Origin of the sequence: Streptomyces sp. NPDC018964, assembly GCF_044390325.1 — a bacterium.
Lineage (GTDB): Bacteria > Actinomycetota > Actinomycetes > Streptomycetales > Streptomycetaceae > Streptomyces.
Window position 1 is genome coordinate 243802 of the sequence record NZ_JBIRYZ010000008.1, and the last position, 14771, is coordinate 258572.

Here is a 14771-nt window from a genome sequence, read left to right on the forward strand (position 1 = left end):
GGTGGTCACGCCCCTGCCTTCGCGACGCCGGTCGCGCCGTCGGGGAGCGGCTTGTCGTCGGGTACGTCGAGCTGTCCGGTGTCGTGGAATTCGAGCTGCTTCCTGCGGTCGGCGACGAGTCCTTCGGGGCGGAAGCGCATGAGGAGCATGAGCGCGACGCCGAAGAGGAGCAGCTGGTACTCCGCCATGAACTGGAGTTTGGCGGGGATCAGGTAGAGGAGTGCGGCGCCGATGAGGGGGCCGCTGATGGTGCCCATGCCGCCGAGGATGACGGCGGCGAGCAGGAAGGCCGAGTTCGGGGGTACGGAGCCGGCGAACTGGTACTGCTCGGGGGTGACGCTGTAGGAGACGTGGGCCTGTACGGTGCCGGCGAGGCCGGCGAGGCAGGCGCCGAGGGCGAAGGCGAGGAGTTTGAGGCGGAAGCCGTTGATGCCCATGGCGGTGGCGGCGGTCTCGTCCTCGCGGATGGCGACCCAGGCGCGGCCGATGCGGGATTCCGCGGAGCGGCGGAAGACCATGACGACGATGGCGGTGAAGAGCAGCATCAGCAGGTAGTAGTTGCCGGAGCGGGTGAGCTCGTGGCCGAGGACGTCGTGGGGGAGGCCCAGGTTGAAGCCGAAGATCTCCAGGTCGGGGATGTTCGGGATGCCGTTGGAGCCGTTGGTGACGTCGGGTCCGCTGTTGCCGTTGAGGTTGTTCATGGTGATGCGGAAGATCTCGCCGAAGCCGAGTGTCACGATGGCGAGGTAGTCGCCGCGCAGTCGCAGGGTGGGTGCGCCGATGACCACGCCGAAGATGAGTGAGGCGAGGGCGCCGGTGAGGACTGCTGCCCAGAAGGGGAAGTGGACGCCGATGCTCGACTGGGGGGAGCCGGAGACCAGGGCGGCGGCGTAGGCGCCGACGCCGAGGAAGGCGACGTATCCGAGGTCGAGGAGGCCGGCGAGGCCGACGACGACGTTGAGGCCCAGGGCGACGGTGGCGAAGATGAGGATGTTCGCGCCGATGAGGGCGAACTGGTCGTTGCTCTGGGTGAAGGGGAAGCAGATCGCGGCGACGAACGCGGCGGCGAGGGTGACGTTGCGGTGTTTGGCGGTGAGTGTCGAGAGCCGCTTGAGGAGTCCCGTGCGGGTGACCGCGGTGAAGCCGAACGCGGCGACGATCAGGAAGCCGATGAACAGTTCGGAGTACTCGGTGCCGATGCCGTACGCGAAGACGTAGAGGCCGGTGCCGAAGCCGGCGGCGATGATGAGGATCTCGGCCCAGGAGGGGAGGTCCTTGGCGCGTGTGGGTTCGGGGGCGGTGAGGGAGTGGCGGATGCGGCCCCACAGGCCCGGGTGGGGTTCGTCGGCGTCGTAGGGCTGGTCGGCGGGGAGGCCGAGGGCGCCGATGACGGCGATGAGGGCGCCGGTGCCGGAGACCCAGGCGCCGGGTTCGAGGTTGACGAGGCCGCCGAGTTCCTGGCTGACGGCGCCCATGGTGTAGCCGGTGGTGCCGAGGACGCCGAGGGCGCTGAGTCGGACGGGGCTGTTGGTGCCGCCGGGGGTGAGCCAGCCCAGTCCGCGGATGCTGTAGCCGGAGAGGGTGAACAGCAGGGTGAGGAGGGCGCCGACGAGGGTGAGGACCTGGAGGCCGCCGGGGTAGCCGGTGACGGTGAGGTCGCCGGGGAATTCGTCGGTCCAGGTCCAGGCGAGGAAGGTGCCGGCGAGGGCGATGGCGGAGCCGGTGGCGGTGATCGCGCGGGCCGTGGTGGGCGGCAGCGGGATGATGGGGCCGGCCGGGGTGGTGGTGTCGGTGGTGGGAGTTTTCGTGGTCATGGGTATCACGCCCGATCCGCGACGCGTTCGCCGAGCAGGCCTTGTGGTCGGAAGAGCAGGACGAGGATGAGCAGGGCGAAGGCCCATACGTCCTTCCAGGCGCCGCCGCCGAAGAGGTCCATGCCGGGGACGTTGGCGATGTAGCCGGTGGCGAGGGCTTCGGCGACGCCGAGGACGATGCCGCCGAGCATGGCGCCGTAGATGTTGCCGATGCCGCCGAGGACGGCGGCGGTGAAGGCCTTGAGGCCCATCAGGAAGCCCATGCGGAAGCCGACTTGGCCGTTCTTGAGGCCGTAGGCGACGGCGGCGATGGCGGCGAAGGCGGCGCCGATGGCGAAGGCCATGACGATGATGCGGTCGGTGTTGACGCCCATCAGTTTGGCGGTGTCGGGGTCCTGGGCGGTGGCCTGCATGCCGCGGCCGGAGCGGGTCTTCGACACGAAGAGGCCGAGGGCGATCATGCAGAGGGGTGCGGCGACGATGACGAAGAGGTCGCCGCGTTGGATGGTGGCGCCGAGGATGTCGATGGGTTCGCCGTCGAACTGGGGGAAGGAGCGGTCCTTCTTGGCCTCGGGGTACCACATCCACACGATCTGCTGGAGGACGATGGACAGGCCGATGGCGGTGATCAGTGGTGCGAGTCGTGGTGCGGTGCGCAGGGGCCGGTAGGCGAAGCGTTCGGCGGCGGTGGCGAAGGCGACGGAGACGATGACGCCGCCGAGGATCATGAGGGGGATGGCGGCGCCGAGGGCGAAGCCGTCGGGGAGTATGAGGAACACGGTGAGGGCCCCGAAGCCCCCGACCATGAAGATCTCGCCGTGGGCGAAGTTGATGAGCTGGACGATGCCGTAGACCATCGTGTAGCCGATCGCGATGAGTCCGTACATCGCGCCGAGGATGAGTCCATTGGCCAGCTGTTGCGGCAGTTCGTTCACCGCAGGGCCTCCGTGGAGTGGTTCGGATACGGCGCCGGGGGGGGGGGGGGGGGGGGGGGGGCCCGCGGGGGGGGGGGGGGGGGGGGGGGGGGGGGGGGGGGGGCCGGCGGGGGGGGGGGGGGGGGGGGGGGGGGGGGCGCGGCGGGGGGGGGGGGGGGGGGCCCCCCCCCCCCCCGGCCTGGGGTCAATGTGGGAGGGGAGATGTCCTCCGGTGCGGTTTCCTTGTTCAGTCGACCTTGGGGGAGGCGCTGTACTCGGGGGCCCACGCGTTGCTCTTGACCTTGTAGGCGGTCATCAGCGTGTTGGTGGTGTCGCCGAATTCGTCGAAGGAGACGGTGCCGGTGACGCCGTCGAACTTGACCTTGCTCATGGCGTCCAGGACGGCCTTGCGGGCGTCGGTGGGGACTTCGCCGTCGTTGCCGTCGACGGCCAGCTTGACGGCTTCGATGATGGACCAGGCGGCGTCGTAGGTGAGGCCGCCGTAGGCCTCGTAGGCGTCTTCGAAGCCTTCGGCCTCGTAGTTGGCGATGAATTCCTTGGCGGAGGGGAGCTGCTCGACGGGCTTGCCGACGGAGGTGGCGAGGTCGCCTTCGGCCTTCTTGTTGAGCTTGGGGAACTCGCCGGAGTAGATGCCGTCGCCGCCCATGAGCGGGATGTTCTGGCCGCTGTCCTTGAGCTGCTGGCTCAGGGGGGCGGCGGCGGGGTATTCGCCGCCGTAGTAGAGGGCTTCGGCGCCGGTCTTCTTGATCTTGGCGACGACGGCGTTGAAGTCGCGGTCGTCGGGGTTGATGTGGTCGTTGCCGACGATCTTGCCGCCGAGTTTGGTGAAGTTCGTCTTGAAGGAGGCGGCCAGGCCCGCGCCGTAGGTCTTCTGGTCGTCGATCAGGTAGACCTTCTTCTTGCCGGCCTTGTTGTAGAGGTACTCGGCGGCGAAGGCGCCCTGGATCTCGTCCGTGGTGGCGGTGCGGAAGAAGGTCTTGAACTGGCGGACGGAGTTGCCGGTCTTCCAGCCGTCGCCCTGGGTCAGTTCGGTGCCGGTGTTGGCCGGGGAGACCTGGACGAGGCCGGCGTCGTTGAACGGCTTCTGCATCTGCTGGGAGACGCTGGAGTTCAGTGGGCCGACGACGCCGAGGACGTCCTTGTTGCTGATGAACTTCTGGGCGTTCTGCTGGCCGACGGAGGGCTGTGCCTGGTCGTCGAGGGGTTCGAGTTCGAACTCGATTCCCTTGACGTACTCCTCCTTGTTGGCGGTCTTCACGGCGAGTTCGGCGGAGTTGCGCATGCCGAGGCCGAGGGCCGAGAGGTCGCCGGTGAGCGGGGCGTCGATGCCGATCACGACAGTGGTCTTGTCGCCGCCGCCACTGCTGTTGTTGCCGTCGTCGCCGCGCGACCCGCATGCGGTGAGGGTGAGTGATCCTGCCGCGAGTGCTGCGGTGAGGGCGATGAGCGAACGTTGACGCACGATCCAGTCCTTTCCCCTGACGGCCGTTCCCCGATGGGAATGGCCGAGTCGAGCGCTGGGCCGACGTGACAATCGGGTGGCGCGGTGACTGGCGGTGACTCTAAGCGGGTGGAGGGAACGTGGAGGAGGGTCTGGCCAAGGCTGTGACTCTCTTGTTATGACACGACGTATTGCAGAGCGGTACTGCCTGGGGGGAACGGCGGAATTCTCGCCGTTTTGCCCTGTCCGGATGGTGAGAAACCGCAGGACCCGGCGCGGTGTGTTCAGGTGTGTCGAGGGTTTTGGTGATGACTTGGAATTGCCGTCGGGGGCGGCCGGCGGGGCCCGGGCGGAGGGGGTGCGCGCCCTGTGGCCGACGGGGTGGGGCGGGTGGTTTTATTGCGCGCGTATTACACAGAGTTACGTCCGGGAAAGGGGGTCCGGCGTTTCCGGCGCTTTCTCTCATTCCGTCGCCGATGGGGTGACGGGAGGCTCCGTGTGAGGTATGGGGGCGGAGGGAGAATTCCGTGTAATGGGCACTGAAATCTTGGACCCCCTGCCGCGCCGGATGCTGAATCCAATGTTCCGGATTATCGCCGCATAGGCTTTGGCCTGCGGTTTTTCCTCAACCGCCGAGGGGGTTCGGGCTCATTGCCGAGGTCCGTCGGCCGACCACCGTCGCGGTGCCGGCCGACGCACTCCTCGCACACCTCACGAGCCGTCACATCCCGTTCTCCTCGGGCGGTCCGGCCCTTCCCGAGGGGGCGTGGCGTCCGGGACCGCGCGCTGAGGGTCGTACTGTCCGTCGGGCAACCCCCTGGAGCGGCGGCCGTCGTCGAGGGCCCTACGGGCCGGTCCCCGACGGGCCGTGCGCACGGGTCCCCGCCGGGGCGGCGCGGGGCGACGGCGGCGCGGCGCCGGTCCACCTGCCGGACGCGGTGTCCGCCCGCCCCTCGGACGCGTGGCCGGAACCGGATGTGCGCGGCCGGTCGCCGCGAGGCCCGTCGCGGGCGTTGCCGGCGGGCGCGTCCGCGTGGCTCCCGGCCGTGCGGCGGCGGGGTGCGGGGCGGACACCGTCCCGCACCCCGGCGGCCGTCAGCCCGCCGCCTGCTCCTTGTCGCCGGGCCGGACGTCCCGCAGCATGCAGGTCAGGCGCGCGGTGCACACCCGCTTGTCCGCCTCGTCGGTGATGACGATCTCGTACGTCGCGGTGGACCGCCCCCGGTGCACCGGTGTGGCGACCCCGGTGACCAGGCCGGAGCGGACGCCGCGGTGGTGCGTGCAGTTGAGGTCGACGCCCACGGCGATCTTGGAGCTGCCGCCGTGCAGCATCGACCCCACCGACCCCAGCGTCTCGGCCAGCACGGCCGAGGCGCCGCCGTGCAGCAGCCCGTACGGCTGGGTGTTGCCCTCCACCGGCATCGTCCCGACGACCCGCTCCGCCGACGCCTCCACGATCTGCACGCCCATCCGCGTGCCCAGGTGGCCCGCCGAGAACAGCGCCGGCAGGTCCACGCCGAGCGCGGCGTACTCGTCTATGACCTCTTGCGGGAACTTCACCTGCTGCTGCTCTCCCATGGGGCCCGGCTCCATTCGTGCTGCGTCGGTACGGCTGTCTGCTGAGCGAACGCTCAGTCGGTCGCCGATTGTTCCAGACGCACCACGACGGACTTGCTGGCCGGAGTGTTGCTGGTGTCCGCGGTGGCGTCCAGCGGCACCAGGACGTTCGTCTCCGGGTAGTACGCCGCCGCGCAGCCCCGCGCCGTCGGATAGTGCACGACGCGGAACCCGGGCGCCCTGCGCTCCACCCCGTCCCTCCACTCGCCGACCAGGTCGACGTGACAGCCGTCCGCGAGCCGCAGCTCCCGCGCGTCCTCGGGGTTGACCAGCACCACGCGGCGGCCGTTGCGGATGCCCCGGTAGCGGTCGTCCAGGCCGTAGATCGTGGTGTTGTACTGGTCGTGCGAGCGCAGCGTCTGCAGCAGCAGCCGGCCCTTCGGCAGCTCGGGGTACTCCACCGGCGCGGCGGTGAAGTTGGCCTTGCCGGTGGCGGTGGGGAAGCGGCGCTCGTCGCGCGGGGCGTGGGGGAGCGCGAAGCCCCCGGGACGCGCCACGCGCGCGTTGAAGTCCTCGAAGCCGGGGATCACCCGCGCGATGCGGTCGCGGATCGTCGCGTAGTCCTTCTCGAACTCCTCCCACGGCACCGTGTCGTCCTCGCCGAGGACGCGGCGGGCCAGCCGGCACACGATGGCCGGCTCGGACAGCAGGTGCGTGCTTGCCGGTTCCAGGCGTCCGCGCGAGGCGTGCACCATGCCCATGGAGTCCTCGACCGTCACGAACTGTTCGCCGCCGCCCTGCAGATCGCGCTCGGTGCGGCCGAGCGTCGGCAGGATCAGGGCGCGCGCGCCCGTGACGGTGTGCGAGCGGTTCAGCTTCGTCGACACGTGCACCGTCAGCCGGGCCCGGCGCATCGCCGCCTCGGTGACCTCCGTGTCGGGGGAGGCGGAGACGAAGTTGCCGCCCATGGCGAAGAAGACTTTCGCGCGGCCGTCGCGCAGGGCGCGGATGGCCCGTACGACGTCGAAGCCGTGCTCGCGCGGCGGTGCGAAGCCGAACTCCTTCTCCAGGGCGTCCAGGAACGCCGGTGCGGGCCGCTCGAAGATGCCCATGGTGCGGTCGCCCTGCACGTTGGAGTGGCCGCGCACCGGGCACACGCCCGCCCCCGGGCGGCCGATGTTGCCGCGCAGCAGGAGGAAGTTGACGACCTCGCGGATCATGGGCACGGAGTGCTTGTGCTGGGTCAGCCCCATCGCCCAGCACACGATGGTGCGCTTCGACTCGAGCACCATCCGCAGGCACCGCTCGATGTCCTCGCGCGTGAGGCCGGTCGCGGTGAGGGTCTCGTCCCAGTCGGCGGCGCGCGCGGCCTCGGCGAACTCCTCGTAGCCGTGCGTGTGTTCGCGCACGAACTCCTCGTCGACCGCGCCGGGCGTGTCCAGGATCAGCTTGTTGAGGAGGCGGAACAGGGCCTGGTCGCCACCGATGCGGATCTGCAGGAACAGGTCGGTCAGGGCGGTGCCGGTGGTGAGCCCCTTGGGGGTCTGCGGGTTCTTGAAGCGCTCCAGGCCCGCCTCCGGGAGCGGGTTGACACTGATGATCCGCGCGCCGTTCTCCTTGGCCTTCTCCAGGGCGGACAGCATGCGCGGGTGGTTGGTGCCGGGGTTCTGGCCGGCGACGATGATCAGGTCGGCCTTGTACAGGTCCTCCAGCAGGACGCTGCCCTTGCCGACGCCGATCGTCTCCGACAGGGCCGAGCCGGACGACTCGTGGCACATGTTGGAGCAGTCGGGCAGGTTGTTGGTGCCGAGCCGGCGGGCGAAGAGCTGGTAGAGGAAGGCGGCCTCGTTGCTGGTGCGTCCGGAGGTGTAGAAGACGGCCTCGTCCGGGGAGGAGAGGGCGGCGATCTCCTCGGCGACGATGTCGAAGGCGCGTTCCCAGGTGACCGGCTCGTAGTGCTCGCCGCCCTCGGGCAGGTACATCGGGTGCGTCAGACGGCCCTGCTGGCCCAGCCAGTAGCCGCTGCGGCCGGACAGGTCGGCGACGGGGTGGGCGGCGAAGAACTCCGGGGTGACCCGGCGCAGGGTGGCCTCCTCGGCCACGGCCTTCGCCCCGTTCTCGCAGAACTCCGCGCGGTGCCGGTGTTCCGGCTCCGGCCAGGCGCACCCCGGGCAGTCGAAGCCGTTCTTCTGGTTCACACCGAGCAGCGTCAGCGCGGTCCGCTTCACGCCCATCTGCCGCTGGGCCATCCGCAGGGTGTGCCCGATCGCCGGCAGCCCAGCTGCCGCGTGCTGTGGCCCGGCGACCTGCGGCGCGTCCTGAACCGGATCACTCTTGGGCGGCTTCGCTGCCATCGCGCACTCCTGTTCCACATACACGTATGAGGTGGACCCCCGATCCTGCCACGCCCTTCCGGCCCGTCCAGCGCTCGAGGACGAGGCGGTCACCCCCAGCCCGCCCGGCGTTCGAGCACGAGGTCCGCGCTTCCAGCCCGTCCGGCGCTTGAGGACGAGGCCCGTTCAGGGCCGAAAGGGGATCCGGGGGCACAGCCCCCGGGGACGGGACGGGAAGGGGCGGAGGGGGCGAATCAACCCCACGACACACGCTCGCCCCCCACTGTCAGTGCCACGTGGCAGGATCGGACACGTGGCAGACACAGCATCGAAGAAGACCGACCAGCCCCCCACCGGCCCCCGTCCCCGCCTGATGCTCATGGACGGGCACTCCCTCGCGTACCGCGCGTACTTCGCGCTGCCCGCGGAGAACTTCACCACCGCGACGGGCCAGCCGACCAACGCGATCTACGGCTTCGCGTCGATGCTGGCCAACACGCTCCGTGACGAGGCCCCCACCCACTTCGCCGTCGCCTTCGACGTCTCCCGCAAGACGTGGCGCTCGGAGGAGTTCGCCGAGTACAAGGCGAACCGCTCCAAGACCCCGGACGAGTTCAAGGGCCAGGTCGAGCTCATCGGCGAGCTCCTCGACGCGATGCACGCCGACCGCTTCGCCGTCGAGGGCTTCGAGGCGGACGACATCATCGCCACCCTCGCCACCCAGGCCGAGGCCGAGGGCTTCGAGGTGCTGATCGTCACCGGCGACCGTGACTCCTTCCAGCTCGTCTCCGAGCACACCACGGTGCTGTACCCGACGAAGGGCGTCTCCGAGCTGACCCGGTTCACCCCGGAGAAGGTCGTCGAGAAGTACGGCCTGACCCCCGCCCAGTACCCCGACTTCGCGGCGCTGCGCGGCGACCCGTCGGACAACCTGCCCGGCATCCCCGGCGTAGGCGAGAAGACGGCCGCGAAGTGGATCAACCAGTTCGGTTCCTTCGCCGAGCTGGTCGAGCGCGTCGACGAGGTCAAGGGCAAGGCCGGGCAGAACCTGCGCGACCACCTGGAGGCGGTCAAGCTCAACCGCCGCCTCACCGAGCTGGAGCGCGCCGTCGAGCTGCCCAAGGGCGTCCTCGACCTGGCGCGGACCGCCTACGACCGCAAGGCCGTGGCGATGATCCTGGACACCCTGGAGATCAGGAATCCGTCGCTGCGGGAGCGGCTGTTCGCCGTCGACCCGGGCGCGGAGGAGGCCGAGGCCACCCCGGTCGTCGCGGAGGGCGTGGAGCTGGACGGCGCGGTGCTGGGCACCGGCGAGCTGACCGGCTGGCTCACCGAGCACGGCACCGGCCCGCTCGGCGTCGCCACGGTCGACACCTGGGCCCTCGGCACCGGCTCGGTCGCCGAGGTCGCGCTGGCCACGGCCGCCGGACCGGCCGCCTGGTTCGACCCGTCCGAGCTGGACGAGGCCGACGAGCGGGCGCTCGCGGCCTGGCTCACCGACGCCGACCGGCCCAAGGTGTTCCACAACGCCAAGGGCGCGATGCGGGTCTTCGCCGAGCACGGCTGGACCATCGAGGGCGTCACCATGGACACCGCGCTCGCCGCGTACCTGGTGAAGCCGGGCCGCCGCTCCTTCGACCTGGACGCGCTGTCCCTGGAGTACCTGCACCGCGAGCTGGCGCCCGCCGCCGCGCCCGACGGCCAGCTCGCCTTCGGCGCGGACGACGGAGCGGAGGCCGAGGCGCTGATGGTGCAGGCCCGCGCCATCCTCGACCTGGGCGAGGCCTTCGAGAGCCGCCTGGCGGAAGTGGGTGCGGCGGACCTGCTCCGCGACATGGAGCTGCCCACGTCCGCGCTGCTCGCCCGCATGGAGCGGCACGGCATCGCGGCCGACCGGGAGCACCTCCAGGCGATGGAGCAGATGTTCGCGGGCGCCGTGCAGCAGGCGGTGAAGGAGGCGCACGCGGCGGCGGGGCACGAGTTCAACCTGGGCTCGCCCAAGCAGCTCCAGGAGGTCCTCTTCGGCGAGCTGGCCCTGCCGAAGACGAAGCGGACGAAGACCGGCTACACCACGGACGCCGACGCCCTGGCCTGGCTCGCCACGCAGACCGAGAACGAACTGCCGGTGATCATGCTCCGTCACCGTGAGCAGGCGAAGCTGCGCGTCACCGTCGAGGGCCTGATCAAGACGATCGCCGCGGACGGCCGGATCCACACCACGTTCAACCAGACCGTCGCCGCGACGGGCCGGCTCTCCTCGACGGACCCCAACCTCCAGAACATCCCGGTCCGCACGGACGAGGGCCGCGCGATCCGCCGCGGGTTCGTGGTCGGCGAGGGCTTCGAGGCACTCCTGACCGCCGACTACAGCCAGATCGAGCTGCGCGTGATGGCGCACCTCTCCGAGGACGCCGGCCTGATCGAGGCGTTCACCTCGGGCGAGGACCTGCACACCACGGCGGCGGCCCAGGTGTTCTCGGTCGAGCGGTCCGCGGTCGACGCGGAGATGCGCCGCAAGATCAAGGCGATGTCGTACGGGCTGGCGTACGGGCTGTCGGCCTTCGGTCTCTCCCAGCAGTTGAACATCGAGGCGGCGGAGGCGCGCGCCCTGATGGACGCGTACTTCGAGCGCTTCGGCGGTGTACGGGACTATCTGCACCGGGTCGTCGACGAGGCGAGGGCGACCGGCTACACGGCGACGCTCTTCGGCCGCCGCCGCTACCTGCCCGACCTCAACAGCGACAACCGCCAGCGCCGCGAGGCCGCGGAGCGCATGGCGTTGAACGCGCCGATCCAGGGCACGGCGGCGGACATCGTCAAGATCGCCATGCTGAACGTGGACCGGGCGCTGCGCGAGGCCGGCCTGCGCTCCCGCATGCTCCTCCAGGTCCACGACGAAATCGTCCTGGAACTGGCCCCCGGTGAACGCGCCGCGGTGGAGGACCTGGTCCGCCGGGAGATGTCCACGGCGGTCCAGCTCCGGGTTCCCCTGGGCGTCTCGGTGGGCGCGGGCCCCGACTGGGAGTCGGCAGCCCACTGACCCGCTGGAGCGAGGACCGGGCCGGGGCGTCCCGCAGGGCGCGCCGGCCCCGCCCGCACCGGAGGGAGACCCGGTACCCCCGGCTCCCGCCGTGACGACGAGCACCACAGGTCGTTCCCGCCGTGGTGGCGGAGGCCGTGGTGGCGGAGGCCGTGGTGGCGCGGTCCGGTGGTGTCGGGCCGGCCGGACCTCGGCGGGCCACCACGATGCTGCCTGACGTGCCTGACGTGCCTGACGTGCCCGGCGGTGCCCGGCGTGTCCGTACCCCGAAGGGTGTCGCGCACGCCCGCCGTGTCACCCCGCCGCACCCCCCCGGAGGGAACCTTCACCCGCGTGGCCCCCGCGGAAAAGCCACCGCCGGGGCGGGCGGACACCATGCCATGCATGGGTATACGCATGCTTCCCCGCGGAGCGGCACCCCCGCGCCCCGGCGGACACACGGTGTTCCCGCCGGTTCTGGCCTTCGAGGCCGCCGCAAGTACCGCCCGCATCCCCGCCACCCTCGCGACCACGCTGCGGAAGGCCGCGGCGGACCTCGGCCGCCGTGTCGCCGACGGCCGCCGGAGAACGGCCCGTACCCCCACCGCCGTACGCCTCGCGGGCGAGCAGCCGCCCTGGCGGCTGTGGGCCGAACTGGCCCGCGCCCACCTCACCCTCGTGCTCACCCTGCTGCCCCGCCCCCGGCCGGTCCGCACCGTCACCGTGTTCGTCGCGGCGGGCGACATCCTCAGCGTGCGCCCGTACGGCTCGACCGCCGCGCACCGGCGCTCGCAGGGACCCTCGTGGCCGGACGCCGCACCCTGACGGCCACCGCGTACAGCGGCAGCGCGAGGACCAGTCCCGCGCCCGCACCGAAGCACACCGTCGGAATCAGTTCCCAGGGCTTCGCGGTCGAGCCCCAGTAGGCCCACCACCGCGAGGCCCGCTGCACCGCTCCCGCCACCGCGCACCCGCCGAGCAGCGCGACGGCCCACCACCGGTCCCCGGCGGACAGCGGGGGAACCCCCGCCGGCTCGGCCAGGGGGTCCGTCCGGCGCAGCGCCCGCGCCACGAACAGCGCGATGACGACCGCGGCCACCGCCGAACCGCCGTACTGCAGGTACCAGTAGAGCGGTGCCCCGGCCACCTCCTCGCCCAGCACGGGGAACATCCGCGTCCCCCACCGGTCGAGGTGCGTGAACGCGTCCCAGACCACGTGCGTCGACGCCCCCACCACGGCCGAGACGTACCAGCGCGCCACCAGCGACGGCCGCGTCCGCGCACGCGGAGCCCCGCAGCGCAGCAGCGCCGCCACCCGCCCCTGCCGGGCCCGCGGCAACAGCGCCACCAGCGGTTCGCGTACCAGCAGCCACAGTCCCACCAGCGCCCAGGCGATGAGCACGTCGACCGTGAACACACCCCAGAACGCGTGGGTGACGTCCCCGAACTCCATCGCCCCGGACAGGACACTCGCCGCGTAATAGGTCATGTCGGGAGCGAAGCTGCCCGCGACGAGCACGGAGGGGACCAGGGGGCCCCGTCCGCTCCCGTCCGTGCGCACGGCGGGCAGCACCGCCGCCGCGTGGCTCAGCGTGAACGGCAACTCGGCTCCTCGGGACAGTGGTTGACCGGGCCGGCGGGCCCTGATGATCGGCAGGCCCCAGTATGCGGGACGTCCCCGCGGCGACCCCCGTCACGCAGGAACGTGGCCAACCGGTGAATATCGGACAGGAACGGGTGTCCGAGCAAAGGAAGTTGTCATAGGGTCGCGAGGGTCGCCGCGCCGGATGCACGCAGGAGGGCAACCAGCGGGGCGGGCAGATCGTCACAACCAAGCGAACACGACACAGGCTGACGGACGCCACGGCGTCCATGGGAGGGGTCCACTCTATGGCGGCGCAATTCGGCAGGAGGCTCCGCAAGGGAGTGACGACCACCGCCGTGGCCGCGGCGGCGGTGGCGGCTCTGGCCGCGTCCCAGGCTCCGGGCGTGACGACCGACGGCCAGGGCAGAGAGACCACGTCGGACACCACGCCCTCGCCCGACGAGACCGCCGACGGCGCCGGCGCGACCGGCAACTCCCCCTACTACACGGACCTGCCGCCGCTCAACAGCCCCAACCCCGCCCCGTCCGCGAGCACCGGAACGGGCCCGTCCGGCGTGACCGAGGCCGGCATCCCCGCGACCGTCCTCGACGCCTACAAGAAGGCCGAGGCCGCGCTGCGCGAATCGAAGCCCGGCTGCAACCTGCCCTGGCAACTGCTCGCCGCCATCGGCAAGGTGGAGTCCGGGCAGGCCCGCGGCGGACGCGTCGACGCCGACGGCACCACCCTCTCGCCCATCCTCGGCCCCCAGCTCGACGGCAACGGCTTCGCCCTCATCAAGGACACCGACGACGGCGCCTACGACGGCAACAGCTCCTACGACCAGGCCGTCGGCCCCATGCAGTTCATCCCCTCCACCTGGGAGTGGGCGGGCCGCGACGGCAACGGCGACGGCCGTGAGGACCCCAACAACATCTACGACGCCGCGCTCGCCGCCGGCCACTACCTGTGCCGCTTCGACTGGGACCTGTCCGACCAGGACGACCTCGACAAGGCGATCCTCAGCTACAACAACTCGACGGACTATCTGAACACCGTCATGTCGTGGCTGGAGTACTACCGCAAGGGCACCCACGAGATCCCGGACGGCTCCGGCACGCTGCCCGCGGACCGCAGCGACGACGTCACGGTGCGGCCCTCCCCGGTGACGCCGAGCGTGTCGGCGCCGCCGAAGCCGAGCACGAGACCGAGCACGAAGCCGACCGAGCCGTCCGGCTCCGGCTCGAGCAAGCCGCCGGCCGACTCCGGCAGCCCGAGCACGCCGCCCGGCACCACCCCGCCCACCCCGACCGACACGGTGGACCACCTGGAGGACGCCGGCACCGCGACGCTCACCGCGATGGCGGGCGACGCGTTCACCGAGCGGATCAGCGCCCGCGCGGAGACGAAGGCCGGCAAGGCGGTGGCCAAGGTGCGGATCCGGTTCACCGTCGTCGGCGACACCGACACCACCTTCACCGGCGGCGAGAGTGTGGCCACCGTCGTCACCAACGGCTCGGGCGTCGCCGTGGCACCCGCGCTCCTGGCGGGTGAGAAGACCGGCCCCGTCGTCGTCCGGGCCACCGTGGTCGGCCGCACGGTCAAGGGCGTCGCCTACAGGGCGACCGTCACCGAGCGCGCCGCCGACACCCTCGTCCGCACCGGCACGAAGGAGCTGACCTGCACGCCGGGCGGCGAGTTCGCGGACGCGGTCGAGCTGAAGGCCACCTACAAGGGCGCGGTCGCGGACAAGGTCACCGCCACCGCGACGCTCGTCACGTCGGCCGAGGACGACACCGAGAACGACAAGGGCCCCTACTTCAAGGACACCGACGGCAAGGCCGTACGCACCCTGAGCGGCCTGACGACGGACGCGGACGGGCTGCTGAAGCTGCCTCAGCTCTACGCGGACGACACCGAGGGCACGTTCCTGCTACGCGTCACCACCGCGGGCGGGGCGACCCTCACGGTCAAGCTGACCGTGGCGGAGCCCCCGGCCGAGACGGAGACCCCGGCCTCGTCGGAGACCCCGGCCACCAGCCCGTCGGCGAGCCCCGCCACCTGACGGAACCGGAACAGGACGGACGGA

9 protein-coding genes are annotated in these 14771 nt (G+C 71.3%); 3 read left to right on the forward strand and 6 right to left on the reverse strand.

Annotated elements, in window-relative coordinates:
- Positions 1-5: 5 nt before the first annotated feature.
- The 5 genes from ACH5AO_RS16360 to ACH5AO_RS16380 form a co-directional block, all read right to left on the reverse strand.
- Entirely contained in the window at positions 6-1814 is a 1809-nt protein-coding gene (locus ACH5AO_RS16360) for a branched-chain amino acid ABC transporter permease (RefSeq protein WP_398925028.1), read from the reverse strand.
- Between the two features lie 5 nt (positions 1815-1819).
- A complete protein-coding gene (locus tag ACH5AO_RS16365) occupies positions 1820-2749 on the reverse strand; it encodes a branched-chain amino acid ABC transporter permease (protein WP_398925030.1) in 930 nt (309 codons plus the stop codon).
- Positions 2750-2975: 226 nt separating this feature from the next.
- Positions 2976-4211, reverse strand: coding sequence for a branched-chain amino acid ABC transporter substrate-binding protein (locus ACH5AO_RS16370; protein WP_398925032.1), 1236 nt, complete (start codon positions 4209-4211; stop codon positions 2976-2978).
- Positions 4212-5285: 1074 nt separating this feature from the next.
- Positions 5286-5768, reverse strand: a complete 483-nt coding sequence (locus ACH5AO_RS16375; RefSeq protein WP_398925034.1) for a PaaI family thioesterase — start codon at positions 5766-5768, stop codon at positions 5286-5288.
- A gap of 53 nt (positions 5769-5821) precedes the next feature.
- Entirely contained in the window at positions 5822-8101 is a 2280-nt protein-coding gene (locus ACH5AO_RS16380; protein ID WP_398925036.1) for an FdhF/YdeP family oxidoreductase, read from the reverse strand.
- Positions 8102-8393: 292 nt separating this feature from the next.
- Between ACH5AO_RS16380 and polA the strand changes: the two genes are divergently transcribed.
- Positions 8394-11120 (forward strand): DNA polymerase I, encoded by a 2727-nt coding sequence (gene polA / locus ACH5AO_RS16385; RefSeq protein ID WP_398925038.1) that lies wholly within the window; start codon positions 8394-8396, stop codon positions 11118-11120.
- Between the two features lie 384 nt (positions 11121-11504).
- Positions 11505-11924 (forward strand): hypothetical protein, encoded by a 420-nt coding sequence (locus ACH5AO_RS16390; protein WP_398925040.1) that lies wholly within the window; start codon positions 11505-11507, stop codon positions 11922-11924.
- On the opposite strand, the gene ACH5AO_RS16395 is transcribed toward ACH5AO_RS16390, so the two are convergent.
- Positions 11848-12702: a DUF4184 family protein gene (locus ACH5AO_RS16395; protein WP_398925042.1), complete on the reverse strand. Its 855-nt coding sequence runs from the start codon at positions 12700-12702 to the stop codon at positions 11848-11850. The genes ACH5AO_RS16390 and ACH5AO_RS16395 overlap by 77 nt on opposite strands.
- A gap of 287 nt (positions 12703-12989) precedes the next feature.
- Here ACH5AO_RS16395 and ACH5AO_RS16400 point away from each other — a divergent pair, with 287 nt between their 5' ends.
- Entirely contained in the window at positions 12990-14747 is a 1758-nt protein-coding gene (locus tag ACH5AO_RS16400; RefSeq protein WP_398925044.1) for a lytic transglycosylase domain-containing protein, read from the forward strand.
- The last annotated feature ends 24 nt before the right edge of the window (positions 14748-14771 follow it).